General features: G+C 61.8%; 17 protein-coding genes. 7 read left to right on the top strand and 10 right to left on the bottom strand.

Annotated features, from left to right (window positions below; translation table 11 throughout):
- Positions 1-8 precede the first annotated feature (8 nt).
- Genes PQQ51_RS17180 through PQQ51_RS17190 form a run of 3 tightly spaced genes read left to right on the top strand, consistent with a single transcriptional unit; the run spans position 9 to position 2,096 of the window.
- Positions 9-1,133: an acyl-CoA dehydrogenase family protein gene (locus tag PQQ51_RS17180; protein ID WP_408498001.1), complete on the top strand. Its 1,125-nt coding sequence runs from the start codon at positions 9-11 to the stop codon at positions 1,131-1,133.
- A 31-nt stretch (positions 1,134-1,164) separates the two neighbouring features.
- Positions 1,165-1,623 (top strand): MaoC family dehydratase, encoded by a 459-nt coding sequence (locus PQQ51_RS17185; RefSeq protein WP_408498002.1) that lies wholly within the window; start codon positions 1,165-1,167, stop codon positions 1,621-1,623.
- Complete coding sequence (locus PQQ51_RS17190) at positions 1,620-2,096, top strand: MaoC family dehydratase (RefSeq protein WP_408498003.1); 477 nt, start codon at positions 1,620-1,622, stop codon at positions 2,094-2,096. The genes PQQ51_RS17185 and PQQ51_RS17190 overlap by 4 nt, the downstream gene beginning before the upstream one ends.
- Positions 2,097-2,229: 133 nt before the next feature.
- Here the strand turns inward: PQQ51_RS17190 and PQQ51_RS17195 are convergent, their stop codons facing one another.
- The 4 genes from PQQ51_RS17195 to PQQ51_RS17210 form a co-directional block, all read right to left on the bottom strand.
- Complete coding sequence (locus PQQ51_RS17195) at positions 2,230-3,489, bottom strand: acyl-CoA dehydrogenase family protein (protein ID WP_408498004.1); 1,260 nt, start codon at positions 3,487-3,489, stop codon at positions 2,230-2,232.
- 62 nt (positions 3,490-3,551) lie between these two features.
- On the bottom strand, positions 3,552-4,667 hold the full coding sequence (locus PQQ51_RS17200) for a phosphotransferase (protein ID WP_408498005.1): 1,116 nt from the start codon (positions 4,665-4,667) through the stop codon (positions 3,552-3,554).
- A 19-nt stretch (positions 4,668-4,686) separates the two neighbouring features.
- Entirely contained in the window at positions 4,687-5,403 is a 717-nt protein-coding gene (locus tag PQQ51_RS17205; protein WP_408498006.1) for a histidine phosphatase family protein, read from the bottom strand.
- A gap of 10 nt (positions 5,404-5,413) precedes the next feature.
- Positions 5,414-6,202, bottom strand: a complete 789-nt coding sequence (locus PQQ51_RS17210) for an oxepin-CoA hydrolase, alternative type (RefSeq protein ID WP_408498007.1) — start codon at positions 6,200-6,202, stop codon at positions 5,414-5,416.
- 191 nt (positions 6,203-6,393) lie between these two features.
- On the opposite strand from PQQ51_RS17210, the gene PQQ51_RS17215 reads away from it, so the two are divergent.
- On the top strand, positions 6,394-7,041 hold the full coding sequence (locus PQQ51_RS17215) for a glutathione S-transferase family protein (RefSeq protein ID WP_408498008.1): 648 nt from the start codon (positions 6,394-6,396) through the stop codon (positions 7,039-7,041).
- A 118-nt stretch (positions 7,042-7,159) separates the two neighbouring features.
- Here the strand turns inward: PQQ51_RS17215 and PQQ51_RS17220 are convergent, their stop codons facing one another.
- A complete protein-coding gene (locus PQQ51_RS17220; RefSeq protein WP_408498009.1) occupies positions 7,160-8,332 on the bottom strand; it encodes a pyridoxal phosphate-dependent aminotransferase in 1,173 nt (390 codons plus the stop codon).
- Positions 8,333-8,468: 136 nt separating this feature from the next.
- Entirely contained in the window at positions 8,469-8,969 is a 501-nt protein-coding gene (locus PQQ51_RS17225) for a putative toxin-antitoxin system toxin component, PIN family (protein ID WP_408498011.1), read from the bottom strand.
- Between the two features lie 57 nt (positions 8,970-9,026).
- Here PQQ51_RS17225 and yaaA point away from each other — a divergent pair, with 57 nt between their 5' ends.
- Positions 9,027-9,809, top strand: a complete 783-nt coding sequence (yaaA, locus tag PQQ51_RS17230) for a peroxide stress protein YaaA (protein ID WP_408498012.1) — start codon at positions 9,027-9,029, stop codon at positions 9,807-9,809.
- A gap of 35 nt (positions 9,810-9,844) precedes the next feature.
- Positions 9,845-10,999 (top strand): M14 family metallopeptidase, encoded by a 1,155-nt coding sequence (locus PQQ51_RS17235; protein WP_408498013.1) that lies wholly within the window; start codon positions 9,845-9,847, stop codon positions 10,997-10,999.
- A 153-nt stretch (positions 11,000-11,152) separates the two neighbouring features.
- Here PQQ51_RS17235 and PQQ51_RS17240 read toward each other — a convergent pair whose 3' ends face one another.
- The 4 genes from PQQ51_RS17240 to PQQ51_RS17255 form a co-directional block, all read right to left on the bottom strand.
- Positions 11,153-11,785, bottom strand: a complete 633-nt coding sequence (locus tag PQQ51_RS17240; RefSeq protein WP_408498015.1) for a BspC domain-containing protein — start codon at positions 11,783-11,785, stop codon at positions 11,153-11,155.
- A gap of 166 nt (positions 11,786-11,951) precedes the next feature.
- Positions 11,952-12,626, bottom strand: coding sequence for an energy-coupling factor ABC transporter permease (locus PQQ51_RS17245; protein WP_408498025.1), 675 nt, complete (start codon positions 12,624-12,626; stop codon positions 11,952-11,954).
- A gap of 112 nt (positions 12,627-12,738) precedes the next feature.
- On the bottom strand, positions 12,739-13,617 hold the full coding sequence (locus PQQ51_RS17250; RefSeq protein ID WP_408498026.1) for a LuxR C-terminal-related transcriptional regulator: 879 nt from the start codon (positions 13,615-13,617) through the stop codon (positions 12,739-12,741).
- A 216-nt stretch (positions 13,618-13,833) separates the two neighbouring features.
- Complete coding sequence (locus PQQ51_RS17255) at positions 13,834-15,048, bottom strand: DUF2863 family protein (RefSeq protein ID WP_408498016.1); 1,215 nt, start codon at positions 15,046-15,048, stop codon at positions 13,834-13,836.
- Between the two features lie 263 nt (positions 15,049-15,311).
- Between PQQ51_RS17255 and PQQ51_RS17260 the strand changes: the two genes are divergently transcribed.
- Positions 15,312-16,427 (top strand): AI-2E family transporter, encoded by a 1,116-nt coding sequence (locus tag PQQ51_RS17260; protein WP_408498017.1) that lies wholly within the window; start codon positions 15,312-15,314, stop codon positions 16,425-16,427.
- The last annotated feature ends 11 nt before the right edge of the window (positions 16,428-16,438 follow it).

The following is a 16,438-nucleotide window of genomic DNA, read 5'->3' on the forward strand; positions in this document are numbered from 1 at the left end:
AGCGGCGCATGGACTTCACTTTCAACGACGAACAACAGCAATTCGCCGACGCACTGCGCCGCTATCTGGACAAGAGTTACGGCTTCGAGGCGCGCCAGGCGATCGTGAAATCGGACGCGGGCGTGTCCGACACACACTGGGCCGCGTTTACCGAACTCGGCCTGACCGCATTGCCGGTGCCGGAAGCGCAAGGCGGTTTCAACGGCAGCCCGATCGACATGCTGGTGGTCATGCAGGAGTTGGGCCGCGCGTTGGTGGTCGAGCCGTATTGGGCAACCGCGGTTGGTATCGAGGCGCTGCGACTGGCCGGCGCTGCTCAAGGCGACGATGCGGCGTTGCTCGAACGTGCCGCCCAAGGCGAACTCAGGCTGGCGGTCGCATTTCACGAACCGCACGCGCGCTATGATCTGTTCGAAGTCGAGACAACCGCAAGCGGTGAAGGCGAGCAGACGCTGACAGGCACGAAGACTGTCGTGCTGTACGGCGCGCAGGCGGATTACTGGATCGTCCCTGCCCGGTTGAAAGGCGAGATCGCGCTGTTTGTCGTCGCGCGCGATTCGGTGGGCGTCAAGGTTACCGACTACCGCACGATCGACGGCCAGCGCGCGGCGACCCTCGAATTCAACGGCACGCCGGCGCGTCGGCTGACGGGCGAGCATTCCGGCGCGGCCGCGCTCGAACACATTGCCGACTACGGCACGGTGTTGCTGTGCGCGGAAGCGGTCGGCGCGCTCGACGCACTGAACCACTCCACGGTCGACTACACCAAAACACGCCAGCAATTCGGCCAGCCGATCGCACGCTTTCAGGCACTGCAACACCGCATGGTCGAGATGCTGATTCACGCGGAGCAGGCGCGCTCGGTCACCTATCTGGCGGCGATGCGCTACGGCAGCGAAAACGCTGACGAACGTCGTCGCGCGGTGTCGGCCGCAAAGGCGCGGGTCGGCCAGGCCGCGCGCTTCGTCGGCCAGCAGGCGGTGCAATTGCACGGCGGCATGGGCGTGACCAACGAGGTCGCGGCCGCGCATCTGTTCAAGCGCCTCGCTATCATCGAAACAACTTTGGGCGATGTCGATCACCATCTCGCGCGTTTTGCCGCGCTGCCTGGATTCGTCGTTGCCGAAGTCTGATCAGTTTTTCGCACGCATACGAGGTGTCACGATGGGTTTGAGTTTCGAAGACATGGCGGTCGGCGTGAGTACCGAAGTCGGCAAGCACACATTCACGCGTGAAGAGATCGTCGAGTTCGCCGGAAAATACGATCCGCAGCCGTTTCATCTGGACGAAGCGGCGGCTGCCGAATCGCCGTTCGGCGGCCTCGTTGCAAGCGGCTGGCATACCTGCTCGATCATGATGGGTATGCTGGTGCGCAACGTGATCGCGGGTTCCACGTCGATGGGCTCGCCCGGCATCGACGAAATCCGGTGGTTGAAACCGGTGCGCGTCGGCGACACGATCACGATGATGAACCTCGTACTCGACAAGCGCGTATCGGCGAGCAAGCCGGATCGCGGCATTGTGTCGACGCAATGGGAAGGCATCAATCAGCATGGTGAAACGGTGATTACCGTTCGCTCGAAGGCGTTGTTCGGATTGCGCAACCCTGGAGCCGCGTCATGACGGGCAACGCGGCGCGTACTGTCACTATCGGCGATGCAGCGGCGTTGCGAGCATTGGTGGGAGCCGAACCGCTCGTGAGCGACTGGCTCACGGTAGATCAGGCGAGTGTCGATCGTTTCGCCGAAGCAACCGGCGACCACCAATGGATTCATGTCGACCCTGAACGGGCGCGACGCGAGTCGCCGTTCGGTGGGCCGGTCGCACATGGGTTCATGACGTTGTCGTTGATACCGGCGCTGCTGGGCAAAACGGTGTTGCTCGAACAGCGCATGGGTTTGAACTACGGACTGAATCGCGTGCGCTTCACGTCACCGGTGCTAGTGGGTTCGCAATTGCGTGCCCGTTTTGCGGTGATCTTCGTGGAAGACGTCGACAACGCAGGTGCGCAGGTCGTGTGGCATGTGACGCTGGAGCAGCAGGGCAGCGAGCGTCCGGCGTGTGTTGCGGAGTTCATCACGCGGCACTACTTCTAGCGGTTCAAGCCAGAGGCATGGCAAAGAAAAAGCGCGAGCCGAAAAACTCGCGCTTTTTTTTAACGCCCAGCGTGAGCTGGCGTCCGTGCTGTCCAAATGCACCAGCAAGCAGGAGCCAGCCCACGGTTCAGCTTCAGACTCGCGTAATGGGTGTTTCCACACGAGCCGCCGCACCCGCATCCAGATAACGGGCGAGTTCGAGCTTGGCGATCGCATTGCGGTGTACTTCATCCGGACCGTCGGCGAAACGCAGCGTGCGAGCTGACGCATACGCGTAGGCCAGCGGGAAGTCGTCGCTGACGCCGCCGCCGCCGTGCGCCTGAATCGCCCAGTCGATCACCTGGCACGCCATGTTCGGCGCGACCACCTTGATCATCGCGATTTCTCCGCGCGCCCCCTTATTGCCGACCGTATCCATCATGTACGCGGTTTTCAATGTCAGCAGACGTGCCTGCTCGATCATGCAGCGGGCCTCCGCCATACGCTCTTGCGTGACCCCTTGCGCGGCCACGGGTTTGCCGAAGGCGATGCGTTGTAGCGAGCGCTTCGCCATCAGTTCGAGCGCGCGTTCGGCGAGCCCGATCAGACGCATGCAATGGTGGATGCGGCCAGGTCCAAGACGACCTTGCGCGATCTCGAAACCGCGACCCTCGCCGAGCAGCATGTTGGTGACCGGCACGCGCACGTTCTCGAGCGTGATCTCCATGTGGCCGTGCGGTGCGTCGTCGTAACCGAATACGGTGAGCGGGCGGTGCACGGTGATGCCGGTTGCGTCGGCGGGCACCAGAATCATCGATTGCTGCTGATGGCGCGGCGCATCCGGATCGGTCTTGCCCATCACGATATAGATCTTGCAACGCGGATCGCCGGCGCCCGACGACCACCACTTGTGGCCGTTGATCACGTAGTAATCGCCATCGCGCACGATACTCGTCTGAATATTGGTGGCATCCGACGAAGCCACTTCCGGCTCGGTCATCAGGAACGCGGAGCGGATCTGCCCTTGCAGCAGCGGTTCGAGCCATTCGCGTTTGTTGTCGTCGCTGCCGTAGCGCTCGATCGTTTCCATGTTGCCGGTGTCGGGCGCGTTGCAGTTGAACACTTCCGGCGCCCAAGGTACGCGGCCCATGATTTCGCACAATGGCGCGTATTCGAGATTCGTCAAACCGGCGCCGCGCACGGATTCGGGCAGGAATAGATTCCAGAGGCCGGCTTCGCGCGCTTTCTGTTTCAGTTGCTCGATCAGTTCTGTCGGCAGCCAGGCATTGCCGTTCTGACGATTGCGCGCGATTTCCGCGTAGAACGCGTGCTCGTTCGGATAGATGTGTTCGTCGAAGAAAGCGAGCAGTTTCTCGCGCAGCGCCTGAACCTTCGGGGTGTAATCGAAATTCATGTAAGACCTCGCGGATGACGAATGACGTTTGATCGAAGGCGCAGCTCAGTACGCCGCTTCGGTTAGCTGACCTTTTTGACCTTTTGCGCGTAGCGCCACGCGAGTTCGGCCATCGGCTTCGCACGGCTGCCGGCGTCGAGCGCCTGCGCGCTGGCCGCGGTGCCGTCGACGACGCGCTTCATGATCCCTTGCAGAATCGCGGCGATGCGGAACATGTTGTAGGCGAGGTAGAAATTCCAGTCGCCGTGTATCTCGAAGCCAGTGCGCTTGCGATAACGCTGGACGTATTCTGCTTCGTCGGGAATGCCGAGGGCCGCCCAATCGAGACCTGCGATGCCGCGGAATTGCGCCGGATCGACGTGCCACGCCATGCAGTGATACGCGAAGTCCGCGAGCGGATCGCCGAGCGTCGACAGTTCCCAGTCGAGCACCGCGAGCACGCGCGGTTCGCTCGGGTGAAAGATCAGATTGTCGAGCCGGTAGTCGCCATGCACGATCGACACGCGCGCGCCGGTTTCGTCGGGGATATGTTGCGGCAGCCATTCGATCAGACGATGCATCGCTTCGATCGATTCTGTTTCCGACGCAACGTACTGCTTGCTCCAGCGGCCGATCTGGCGCGTGAAATAGTTGCCGGGCTTGCCGTAATCGGCGAGACCCGCAGCCGCGACATCGACGCTATGCAGCGCGGCGATCACGCGATTCATTTCGTCGTAAATTGCCGCGCGTTCCGCACCCGACATGCCGGGCAGCGATTGGTCCCACAGCACGCGGCCTTCGACAAACTCCATCACGTAAAACGCGCGGCCGATCACGCTTTCGTCTTCGCACAGCGCGAGCATTTTTGCGACGGGCACCTCGGTGTCGGCAAGTGCGTGCATCACACGGTATTCGCGTTCGACAGCGTGCGCGGAAGGCAGCAGTTTGGCCGCCGGCCCGGGCTTCGCGCGCATCACATACGAGCGGGACGGCGTGACGAGTTTGAAGGTGGGATTGGACTGGCCGCCGGCGAATTGTTCGAGAGTGAGCGGTCCCGAAAATCCGTCGATGTGTTGCGTCAGCCACGCGGCCAGCGCATCGCTGTTGAAGCGTTGCCGCTCGCTGACCGGGCGCGTGCCTTCGAACGCCGAATAGTCCTGTTGATGGTCTGTTCCGCCGCTCTGTGTGCTTTGCACCATGTGTCTCCTCCAGTTCGGTTCAGCTACGCTTGTATTGAATGAATTGTGCGTAGAGCATTTCCATCGTGGTGTTGCGGACGTCGCGATGTAATGGCGACGGCGGTGAGTAGTTGATCGCGCGCAGCACCCAGTCGCGTGGTTCGGCGCCGACATCGAGCGCGTTGATGCAGCCGGTTGCCTGGGCCAGGTGACCGAAGAAAGTGCGGCCACCGGCGGTTAGCGCGTGCGACAGAATCGCGCGATTCACTCCGCCGTGTAGTACCAGCAGCACGGTGTCCCATGACGTGTCTTCACGCAGTGCTGCGATTGCGGGCAGCACCCGGTCGAACAACTCGCCGATTGTTTCGCCATCGAGAAAGCGCGTGTTCTCCGGCACGATCCCGTCGAACACGCCGAGAAAAGCGGCTTCGATATCCCGAGGCGGAATGTTGCTCAGCTTGCCGCCGCGGATTTCTTCCCATGCCGGCTCGACTTCGAGTTCGACGTGTTGATGCGTCTCGGCCAGCACCCGCTGTGCGGTTTCGATCGTGCGCGGCAAACCGCTGACGATTACCCGGTCGAAATGCACCTGCTGCTCCGCAAACACTCGACCCGCCGCGCTCGCCTGCTCACGGCCGTTGGCGTTCAACGGCACGGTTTCCGGATCGATCGCGCGGCCGGAATCGTCGAAGTAGGTGACGTCGCCGTGACGCATCAGGAAAATGCGGCGGCGTTTCGGGAGTTGGTATTGAGGCATGAACCCTTCGTTACTTGTAGTCCGGCGTGCGCTTTTCCAGGAATGCGGAAATGCCTTCGAGCCCGTCGCGGTGATGCAGCGACGCGACAAAGCTATCGCGCTCGGCAACCAGATGTTCGGCGAGCGGTTGCGCGCCGGCCGCGCCGATCAACGACTTGATACGTGCCAGCGAATTCGGCGAAATCTTGCCGAGTTCGTCGGCCCACGCAACCGCGATATCGAGGACGGTGCCGGTTTTTGCGAGCTTGTTGACGACACCGAGATCGTGCAGCCGGGCCGCGCCGATCGGTTTGCCTTCGATCAATACTTCAGTGGTCAATTGACGCGGCAATGCCTGCGCGAGAAACCACGAGCCGCCGCCATCGGGCGTGAGGCCTACACGCGCGTACGACATCACGAATTTTGCGTCTTCCGCGGCGACGATCAGGTCGCAGGCAAGCGCAAGCGAGAAGCCCGCACCGGCGGCGGCGCCGTCGACAGCGGCGATCACCGGTTTCGACGACAGGCGCAGCGCCGAAATCCATTCGCCGAGCAGGTCGATGCTCTGTGCCTGCACCGACGGATCTTTCGCGCGGTTTTCCAGCAGCCGGTTCAGATTGCCGCCGGCGCAGAAGAAGTTGTCCGCGCCGGTGATCACGACTGCACGGATCGACGGATCGCGCTCGACCGAGTCGAGCGCTTCGATGCCTGCTGCGTACATGTCGGGATGCAGCGCGTTACGCGCGCCGGGGTTCGACAGCGTGAGCACCAGCGTCGATTCGCTGCCGGTGGGGCGCGAGGTCAATAGTTCGGCGCTCATTGTCGTGTCTCCATTCCTACAATGCCAACAGTCTCGGTACGGTGATTGCGAGAGGTCATTGCTATGCTCGACTCCATGGTTTTTTTAGAATAGCACGATCGTGCAATTTACCGGATGATTGATCGAATGCCGCCGCATCCATTCTGACGATGACGAGCGGTCTCATACAACCCAAAAGAAGGAGACACCCGATGATCAAGCTGTGCGGTTTCGCGCTGTCCAACTACTACAACAAGGTGAAGTTCGTGCTGCTCGAACACGACATTCCGTTCGAGGAAGTGCCGGTGCTGCCGAGCCAGGAAGAGGCCGTGCTCGAGCATTCGCCGCTCGGCAAGGTGCCGTTTCTGCAGACCGAAGACGGCGATCTGTGTGAATCGCAATGCATTGTGGAGTATCTGGCGGCGCGCTATCCCGACAAGGCGATCTTTTCGGCCGACCCTTGGGCAGCCGCCAAAGAACGCGAAATGATCATGTTCGTCGACGTGCATCTCGAACTGACCGCCCGCAATCTCTACAAGGAAGCGTTCTTCGGCGGCAAGATTACCGAGGCTACCAGAGGGCGCATCGAGAAGCTGCTGGCGCATCACGTCGCCGGCTTCAAACGGCTCGCAAAATTCGCGCCGTATTTGTGCGGCGAGCGCTTTAGCGTCGCCGATACGGCGGGTTACGTGAATTTGCCGCTGGTGGGCATGGCAACGCAGGCGATCTACGGCCGCGACTTCCTGCTCGATGCAGGTATCGACTGGAAAAGCTACGTGAAGAAGATCAACGACCGCCCGGCCGCGCAGCGCGTCACCGCGGATCGCAAGGCGTATGTCGCGTCGACGCGTGCTGCCTGAATGCAGATGTCGACGCGACTGCCGGCGTAAATACCGATTGGAAGCGGCGGCGCACGCTTTGGCCGCTGCGCGCGATGGCGAGGAACATGGGTTCGTTCGCAGCATCGCGCGTGGCATCTTAAAGCCGCGCCAAGCGTTCGAGCGCGTGGGCCAATGTGGCTTCCTGCTTGGCAAAGCAGAAGCGCACCACACCGGATTCATGGGCTTCGTGATAGAAGGCCGACACCGGGATCGCCGCCACACCGATCTCGCCGGTCAGCCATTGTGCAAACTCCGCCTCCGGCAGATCGCTGATCGCCGAGTAATCCACGCACTGGAAGTAGGTGCCGGTGCAGGGCAGCAGCTTGAAGCGCGAATTTGCGAGGCCGGCGCGGAAGAAATCGCGCTTCTTCTGATAGAACGCCGGCAGATCCAGATACGGCGCCGGGTCCTGCATGTAGTCCGCGATGCCGATCTGCATCGGCGTGTTGACGGTAAACACGTTGAACTGATGCACCTTGCGAAACTCGGCGGTGAGCGCCGCCGGTGCCGCCACGTAGCCGACTTTCCAGCCCGTGACGTGATACGTCTTGCCGAAACTCGACACCACGAAGCTGCGCTGCGCCAGTTCCGGATAACGCGCGACGCTCTCGTGCGGCGCACCGTCGAACACCATGTGCTCGTACACCTCGTCAGACAGGATCAATACGTTGGTGCCGCGCACGATGTCTTCGAGCTTGCGCATGTCTTCCGCGCGCCAGACCGTGCCGGTCGGATTGTGCGGGGTGTTGATCAGCAGCAGCCGTGTTTTCGGCGTAATCGCGGCGGCGAGTTTGTCGAATGGAATCTTGTAGTCGGGCGCGTCGAGCGTCACGAAGACCGGCTTGCCGCCGGCCAGTTCGATCGACGGCAGGTAGCTGTCGTAAGTCGGCTCGATCACGATCACTTCGTCGCCGGGGTGCACGGTGCAGAGAATCGCGGTCAGCAACGCTTGCGTGGCGCCCGCAGTCACCGTGATTTCCGTGGTGGCGTCGTAGCGGCGGCCGTACAGGTTCGCGATCTTGTCCGCGATCGCCTGGCGCAGCGGCGCGGCACCGGCCATGGGCGGGTACTGGTTGTGGCCGTCGCGCATCGCGTTCGAAACCGACTCGACGATGCGCGGATCGCAGCCGAAGTCGGGGAAGCCCTGGCCTAGATTCACCGCGCCTTTTTCGGCGGCGAGCGCACTCATCACGGTGAAAATCGTCGTGCCGACGTTCGGCAGGCGAGACGGGAACGAGGGACTCGTGGGCGTGTCGTGCGGTGCATTCATGGCGCTGTCCGGAGCGTGAGCGAGTGAGTGGGCGAAATCGGCGAAGGTGTTTTGGATGAAACAGACGAAGCCTGATTGTAGGGAATCGCGGCGTTGCGTGCGCGCCGTTGGCCCCACGTTGGCCATTCGGCCAGGATCATGCGGGCGCGGGCTCGTCGGTGGCTGTCGCTGACGACGTGCTGAAAGCCGCGACAAACGGCGCCGGTTGCGCGATCTGAAAGCCGAAGTCGCGCGCAATCCGTTTGGCAAGCTTCAACACCGCGCGGTCTTTCGACACGAGCCAGTCGGCCTCGGCGCCGTGCGCAAGCTCGAGAAACTTCTGGTCGTCACGGTCTTTGCATTTCGGCAAAGGCCTCGCATCTTCGGCTAAAGCAGCGGGTTCGACCCGTTGCGCAAGGCGTTCGACCACGGCCAGCGCCGCCGCTTTGTCGACATGGCGATGCGCGAATTGCGGATAGTCGAGCACGTAGGCGAGTTCGGCGAAACAGCGCGCGTCGATCAGTGCGACGAGCGCGCCGTTTTCGAGCGCGGCGCGGATCGGCCGCGTGTGCGGGTCGTCGAACACGAGAATATCGATCCACACATTGGAATCGAGAACGACGCGCAAAGCGCCGCGTGAGGCATGGGAACCGGGCATTCGTTACAATCTGGCTTTCGTCTTTGACCGCCAGGCACGGCGTGCCTGCAAGCCTCTATGATAATCGTTCTGTCGCCGGCGAAATCTCTCGACTATGAAACCCCGCCGCACGTCAAGAAGCACACGATCCCCGATTTCGTCGACGACGCAGCCGAATTGATCGGCGGCTTGCGCCGTTTGTCGCCGCAGCAGATCGGCTCGTTGATGAGCATTTCGGATCAGCTCGCGCACCTCAATTTCGAACGCTATGCGCAGTGGTCGCCGGAATTCGGCACGCACAATGCCAAGCAGGCGGTGCTCGCGTTCAACGGCGACGTGTATGAGGGTTTCAACGCGAAGACCTTGTCGTCGGCCGATCTGGACTATGCGCAGAATCACGTGCGTGTGTTGTCCGGCTTGTACGGCTTGCTGCGTCCGCTCGATCTGCTGCAACCGTACCGGCTCGAAATGGGTACGCGCTTCGCCAATACGCGCGGCAAGGATCTGTACGCGTTCTGGGGCGAGCGCATCACGCAGGCATTGAACGCGCAGTTGAAGAAGAACGCGGCGGCCTCGCGCGTGCTCGTCAATTGCGCGTCCGGCGAGTACTTCAAGTCGGTCAAGCCGAAGTTGCTCGACGCGCCTGTCCTCACACCCGTATTCGAAGACTGGAAGGGCGGCCGCTACAAGATCATCAGCTTCCACGCGAAACGCGCACGCGGTCTGATGGCGCGCTATGCGGTGGAAAATCGCCTCAATACGCCTGAGCAACTGAAGGAGTTCGACTCCGAAGGCTATGCGTTCGACGCCGAAGCCTCGAACGATTCCACCTACGTATTCCGCCGCCGCATCGCCGATTGAGCGAGGCGCCGCGCACACGAGCCCGGACAAACACCATGACGTTATCGATTACGAGCAACTTCGACGCGGGCGCGATCGACGTTCTGTCCTGCGAAGAGGCGGGCCATATCCGGCTGCGCGTGCGGCCCGACACTCACGCCGAGTTCGCGCAGTGGTTTTATTTCCGCTTGTCCGGCGCGGCGGGCGAGCGTTGCGTGATGACCTTCGAAAACGCCGCCGCGTGCGCGTTTGCCGAGGGCTGGCGCGATTACCAGGCGGTGGCGAGCTACGACCGCGTGAACTGGTTTCGCGTGCCGACCTCGTACGACGGTCGCGTGTTGACCATCGATCACACGCCGGATTTCGAGCGCATTTACTACGCGTATTTCGAACCGTATAGCGAGGAACGCCACGCGGAGTTTCTCGGCGCGGTGCAACAGTTGCCGCAGGCCACGTTGACCGAGTTGGGTACAACGGTCGAAGGACGGCCGGTGTCGCTGCTGACGCTCGGTACGCCGCAGGACGGCGACACGCCTAAAAAGAAAGTGTGGCTGATCGCGCGCCAGCATCCGGGCGAGACGATGGCCGAGTGGTTTATCGAGGGTCTGGTCAAACGGCTGGCGGGTTGGGGCGACTGGGCGGGTGATCCGGTCGCGCGCAAGCTTTACGATCACGCAGTGTTCTACATCGTGCCGAACATGAATCCTGACGGCAGCATGCACGGCAACCTGCGGACCAACGCGGCGGGTGCGAACCTGAACCGCGAGTGGATGGAGCCGGACGCCGCGCGCAGCCCCGAAGTGCTGGTCGTGCGCGATGCCATTCACGCCATTGGCTGCGACCTCTTTTTCGATATTCACGGCGACGAGGCGTTGCCTTATGTTTTCGTGGCCGGCTCTGAAATGCTGCCGGGTTTCACCGATCGTCAACGTGAAGAGCAGAAGGCGTTTATCGAGGCGTTCAAGCAGGCGAGTCCGGACTTCCAGGACAAGTTTGGCTACGCCGCGAGCAAGTATCGCGAGGATGCACTCAAGCTGGCGTCGAAGTACATCGGCAACGAGTTCGGTTGCCTTTCGCTGACGCTGGAAATGCCGTTCAAGGACAACGCCAATCTGCCGGATGAACGCGTGGGCTGGAACGGCGAGCGCAGCGCTTCGTTGGGCGCCGCGATGCTGCAGGCGATTTTGCGGCACGTGGAGACGTTTGCGTAACGCGTGCGGGGATCGATCCGCACGCGCTGAGCGAAGGCAGACGGCAGACGCGGCACTTAAAAAAAGAGGCGCCACTTTTCAGGTGGCGCCTCTTTTTTCTGCTTGAGCGGCAGGCGGTAATGCGTGCGGTTATGCCTTCCCGCCGGGGCCGGCCTAATGCGTCTTTTTCGCGGGCGCTTTCTTCGTACTCGACTTGCTATTCGACGCCGATTTCGAAGACTTGGCGCTTGCCTTGTTGGTGCTCTTGCCGCTTGCCGAATGCTTGCCCTTCACGTTCTTATGCTTGCCCGATGCCGTTCTTGAGCCTGCCGACCGGCTGCTCTGCGCCCGGGCCGGCGGCACCGGATCGTTCCAGCTGAACGCCAGCATCTGCGCGCCGACATAACCGCAGCGGAACTTGAGATCCGCAGGATCGCCGTCGCCGCTTTGCCGGATACCTAGCCCTTCGACAGTGACGATGTTATCGACCTTGATGCGTTGCTTGGCTTGATCGAACGAATCGTTCCAAGGCGTGACGGCAGCGTGCGCGCTATCGAAAGAGCTGGGTGGGAATTCGACGTGATCGAAGGCGGAGGACGTGCTGGCGACAAAATTGCCATGCGCTGCGCAATCCGCGACGAGCGGGTCTGCATGCAGGTCATTGACAAATTTGTTGACGAGATCGTTGTGCTGTTCGAGTTGATCGGCGAAAGCGGGAGCAGTGCACATCAGCGAGAGACTCGCCGTGAGTGTTGCTAACCGGCCGACTAACCGCAGCAATCGGCGCGGTACGTTGGTGCGATCCATCTAGTTCGTTAGACGCTAATGAGACATGAGGCACGTAAGATGCCTGACAGGCGGGGTGAGTTCAATCCTGACACAAATATTTTGTCCTGTCGTGGTGTGCGGACTCGGACGCTGGGTATCGCGACGACCGATTGCGGCCGATACGGATTCGAGACCGGTGCGCGTTTCAGGTACGTGGACCGCCCAGGCGATAGCGGCGCACGTCGTAAGTGGTGACCCACGCAGGACGATAGACCGCAATCAATGCCGTCGACATGCCCGTGAACCAGGCCTCGCCGGTAGCGAGCAGAAGCACGCTAAACGCGTAGCCGACCGGCACCACGGTCATGGATCCGTTGGCGAGCGCGACGTGAATGCCGAGCGCCGCCGCGGCCGTCAGCGATACGGCTATGGCCGGCGAGATGAAACCCTGCCCGAAGATGAACATGAAAAGATTGCGCGGCAACCAGGCGATGCTGGCGCGCTGGATCAGGGTCGAGATGCCGACAGGCAACGCACCGAACACCAGGAACGTTAGCGCGATGCCCTGCCAGGGTGCGTCGAAGACAACGGCCGCTAATCCTGTCACCACTGCCATCGCAATGACTGCGAGTGCCCAGTCGAATAGCGTGACGACAAGCGTGGCGCCGAGCAGATGCATGACCGTGCCGTCGTCGAGCCATGCATTGCTGGCCCACAACACGGACACCGCGACGATGATCGCGAGCCATACGTGTTGAAGGGTGCCGTCCTGAAGTCGTTTGAAAGGATTTTTCCACAGTGCGAGCGCGACCACGATCGCAGTGGCGGTCCAGCCACCGACAGCGACCCAGAACGGAAGCGGTGTGTAGAGGAAACCCATGTATCTCATATTACTCGTTGGACGAGAAAAGGTGTGAGCGGATTCCGTGCCAGCCAGTGCAAACGTCGCCGGGACATGCGCATGTCATAGGCGACGGATGCGTCGGCTGACGTTACGCGTCCTCTTCTTCTGCTGGCTCCGTCACCGGATCGGCGGACGCGGAGTCGCCATAGGACGCCTGCGATTCAGCCGCCATCGGCAACGTGTCGGTCGTGTCGTTTGGAGGCAACGGGTATTGAAAGCGCTGCTGCGTGCGCCGTCGCAACGGCACCACGTTCGCTTGTCCCATGACTGGACGGGCAGGACCCTCACGGTCGTTGTAGAGCACTTGCAAATGGGCCGACAGCCAGCCGTTGTACAGCGCGACCGCGGCCGCGCGGTTCGCTGCGCCGAGTTGCTGAAATATGCTGGTTAGATGGATCTTGACCGTGCCCTCGCTGATGCCGAGCGTGCGCGCGATCATCTTGTTGGTGCTGCCCATGTGCACGCAGCGCATGATCTGCTCCTGGCGAGGCGATAGGCCGCTGGTGAGTCTGGCTCGGCGCGGCGGCGGGTTCTTCTCGTCGAACTGCCGGATGGCGGTATCCGGCGGTAGCGGCGGATTGATCGCTAACGCGCCGGCGGGCACATAGTGACCACCCAGCAGCACCATCTCGAATGCGCGAACGATCAGGCAAGGATCGGTCTCGCGCGGCACTACGCCGAGGACACCTTCGTCTATCAGATCTCGTACGACGACCGGCGAGACCTGGTCTGTCATTACCGCTACGCGCAGATCGGGGTAATGGCTGAGCAGGCGCCGTACATCTGCCATCGACATCCAGTTCTGCCAATCGATTACCAGCAGATCGGGGCGCTGGCGCTTGAGCGTGCGTTCGACCTGCCGCCAGTCTAGTGCCTCGTTGAAGCGTGCCAGTCGGTCGATTTGCCGCAACAGCGCTTTGAGTCCATCACGTCGTTCCGCGTCTGAGTTGAGTATTGAGAATCGCATGCCATGTCTCCAGATGAATCGGGCGAGGCGGCGCGAGGCAGAACGAACCGGCGGGTGCCGGACGCTGCGATGCGTCACCGGCCGTATGATGACAAATTCCCTTCGATTTGACGGCCTGTCCAGAAGGCATAGGACAAAAGCCATAAAAAAACCCCGCGCGAGGCGGGGTTGGTATTTCGGGATACGCCGGCGGCCGTGGGCAGCCGGTGCCACGACTTAGTGGAAGTGCGGTTGGGCGGGCTCCGCGTCTTCCGGCATTTCGGCGTGGACGATTTCGCCGAGCGGGTCCGCATAAAGCGGCACACCGCAGTCATCGCAATATTCCGGTTCGAAGCGGCCCGCGTGGCGGCGCACGTCCGTCACGCCGCTTTCCTTGAGCAACGCGACGATTTCTTCGAGCGGGTCGTCCGATGCGGCGGTTTCTTGCGGCTCTTCGTCGATGCCGGGTTCGCCGTTTTCGCGACCGTAGAGCGGCCACACTACGCCGTAGATCACATCATTGCTGCCGCGACGGGTGAAGCCGACGCGATATTCGTCGATCCGGCGTTCGCCAAAACCGGCGACGACCGCGCGCAACTCTTGCGGCGCCGCGCCGATTGTGTCGAATAGATAACGGACTGCGGTGCGCACCGTGTGGGGACGCACGCGTTCGTCGGCATCGCGGCAGGCCGAATAGTAGGCATCCGGCAGGAGGCACTCGAATTCGCAGCCGGGCAGCACCAGCGACAGATTGGCGCCCCCTTGGGTCGCCCATTGTTCGAGGCATTGGCCACGCTCGATCCGGCTGCCGTGCTCCTCTTCCTGCCAGCGAAACACCGGCTCGCCCACGGGAGCGGCAACGACCGCCAGCAGGAAGCGCGGGTCGGCCAGAATCGGCGAGGTTTCAGGCAGTTCGCCGAAATTGAGTTTGACGTTGCCAGCGGCCAATGCCGCCTGCGCGAGTTGCTGCGCGATACGCCATGTTTCGACGTGATGACGCGGCAGTTGGTCGATGCTGTACAGGAACGGCGCCATGGCCACACGCGTATTGGCCGCGAGCACGTGCGCTTGCAGATGGGCGCGCAGCGCGTCCGCCGCGTCGCCTTTGAGCGGGCCCGAAGGGATCATGTATCGCGTCCAGGCCAGCACCGGCGCGGCGATCAGCAGCGCTTCATAAGGCACGCCCTCATGCTCGACGATGAACGACTCGCTGTGCGTTTCCGCCATGTCGGCGAGCGCGCCGTAGGCGTCGGGATGATTCTGCTGGAGATGATCGAGCGCGGCGTCCAGCGTAGTCTGGTTGGCATTGCGGACGATTCTGGTCAGCAGCGCGTCGAGTTTCGCTTCCCAGAAGCGATCCTCGGTGCGGCTGCCCGACGCGAAAAGCGCGAGCGAGAGACCGACAAGTTTGTCGGCATCGGGGGGGAGACGTTTGGCGATTCGCGAGCGCATAAATCCGGAAGTTGGGGTGCACAGAACCTTATATTCTAGTCTTTTCTATGCCGCCATATTATTTGGCCGGCAATGCCGGATGGATTAGGACGTTTCCGCATGAAAAATCAGCCGTTTAACGGCGCTCAGGGCGCGTTGCGTGACGCCCTGGCCGGATGATATAAGACGACTCCGGCGTCGAGTCCTGCTTTTATACTGGCAGCGCCCGGTAAGCGTGGGTCTATCCGTCACCGTGGTCTCGCATGGCACAAAGGAGAAAGATTGTGAAATCGGACCAACTCATTGAACGTCTCGCTGCCGTTTTCGCGTTGATCATCCTCGTGGGCGGATCTTTGCTGGTGTTGGCGCCGTTCACGACCGCGTTGCTGTGGGGAGCGATTCTCAGCTACAGCTCGTGGGGCTTGTATCGACGGCTGACCGCGTTCGTCGGTGGTCGGCGCAAATGGGCCGCGACGTTGATCGTGATCATCATTCTGATCGTCGTGCTCGGGCCTTTCGTGTATGCCGGGTTCGCGTTCGGTGCGCACGTGCATGAGATCGTGGCGCTGGTGCAGCGTCTATTCGACGCCGGCTTGCCGGACTTGCCGCCTTGGGTCGCTCGAATCCCGCTGGTGGGTTCGAACATTGAAGCGTTCTGGGAGCGCCTCACGAGTAGTAATTCGGAGTTGATCGCGCAATTACGCACGCTGGCGGCGCCGGCGGGCAAATGGATTCTGGCGGCCGCCATTGCCGTCACGCACGGGCTAGGCTTGCTCGCGCTGAGTATCGTGCTCGCGTTCTTCTTTTATACGGGGGGCGAGGGCGCGGCCGCCTGGCTGAACGCGGGTATGCGTCGTATTGCCGGCGAGCGTGCCGATTATCTGCTGACGCTGGCTGGCAGCACTGTAAAAGGCGTGGTTTACGGGATTCTCGGCACGGCACTCGTCCAAGGCGTTCTTGAGGGGATCGGCTGCTGGATTGCAGGCGTTCCGGCTCCTGCGCTGCTCGGGCTGGCGACCTTTTTTCTGTCTGTCGTGCCGGGTGGTCCGGTGCTCGTGTGGTTGCCCGCGGCGATCTGGCTTTACCACAGCGGCTCGACCGGCTGGGCGATTTTCCTGATCGTGTGGGGTGTGCTGGTGGTGGGCATGGCTGACAACGTCATCAAGCCGATCCTGATTGGCAAAAGCAGCGACATGCCGCTGATCCTAGTGATGCTTGGCATCCTGGGCGGTGCGTTTGCTTTCGGTTTCCTCGGCGTTTTCATCGGCCCCACTTTACTGGCGGTTGCCTATACCGTCCTGCATGACTGGACGATCGGCGCGTCAGCGGCTCGCGCGGCGGCCCCGGAGTTGTCGCCGCCGGTTGTCGACGACCCGGGCCGGATTGAAAAGACGCGTTGAATAAATCCCAG

Source organism: Paraburkholderia xenovorans, from assembly GCF_046030735.1.
In the GTDB taxonomy this organism is placed as follows: Bacteria; Pseudomonadota; Gammaproteobacteria; order Burkholderiales; family Burkholderiaceae; genus Paraburkholderia; species Paraburkholderia xenovorans_A.

Excerpts from the sequence above, each read along its gene's own strand:
- PQQ51_RS17225 (WP_408498011.1), bottom strand. The coding sequence starts at position 8,969 with ATGCCCGGTTCCCATGCCTCACGCGGCGCTTTGCGCGTCGTTCTCGAT.
- PQQ51_RS17220 (WP_408498009.1), bottom strand. The coding sequence starts at position 8,332 with ATGAATGCACCGCACGACACGCCCACGAGTCCCTCGTTCCCGTCTCGC.
- PQQ51_RS17190 (WP_408498003.1), top strand. The coding sequence starts at position 1,620 with ATGACGGGCAACGCGGCGCGTACTGTCACTATCGGCGATGCAGCGGCG.
- PQQ51_RS17185 (WP_408498002.1), top strand. The coding sequence starts at position 1,165 with ATGGGTTTGAGTTTCGAAGACATGGCGGTCGGCGTGAGTACCGAAGTC.
- PQQ51_RS17245 (WP_408498025.1), bottom strand. The coding sequence starts at position 12,626 with ATGGGTTTCCTCTACACACCGCTTCCGTTCTGGGTCGCTGTCGGTGGC.
- PQQ51_RS17200 (WP_408498005.1), bottom strand. The coding sequence starts at position 4,667 with ATGGTGCAAAGCACACAGAGCGGCGGAACAGACCATCAACAGGACTAT.
- yaaA (WP_408498012.1), top strand. The coding sequence starts at position 9,027 with ATGATAATCGTTCTGTCGCCGGCGAAATCTCTCGACTATGAAACCCCG.
- PQQ51_RS17210 (WP_408498007.1), bottom strand. The coding sequence starts at position 6,202 with ATGAGCGCCGAACTATTGACCTCGCGCCCCACCGGCAGCGAATCGACG.
- PQQ51_RS17205 (WP_408498006.1), bottom strand. The coding sequence starts at position 5,403 with ATGCCTCAATACCAACTCCCGAAACGCCGCCGCATTTTCCTGATGCGT.
- PQQ51_RS17255 (WP_408498016.1), bottom strand. The coding sequence starts at position 15,048 with ATGCGCTCGCGAATCGCCAAACGTCTCCCCCCCGATGCCGACAAACTT.
- PQQ51_RS17240 (WP_408498015.1), bottom strand. The coding sequence starts at position 11,785 with ATGGATCGCACCAACGTACCGCGCCGATTGCTGCGGTTAGTCGGCCGG.
- PQQ51_RS17195 (WP_408498004.1), bottom strand. The coding sequence starts at position 3,489 with ATGAATTTCGATTACACCCCGAAGGTTCAGGCGCTGCGCGAGAAACTG.
- PQQ51_RS17180 (WP_408498001.1), top strand. The coding sequence starts at position 9 with ATGGACTTCACTTTCAACGACGAACAACAGCAATTCGCCGACGCACTG.
- PQQ51_RS17235 (WP_408498013.1), top strand. The coding sequence starts at position 9,845 with ATGACGTTATCGATTACGAGCAACTTCGACGCGGGCGCGATCGACGTT.
- PQQ51_RS17250 (WP_408498026.1), bottom strand. The coding sequence starts at position 13,617 with ATGCGATTCTCAATACTCAACTCAGACGCGGAACGACGTGATGGACTC.
- PQQ51_RS17215 (WP_408498008.1), top strand. The coding sequence starts at position 6,394 with ATGATCAAGCTGTGCGGTTTCGCGCTGTCCAACTACTACAACAAGGTG.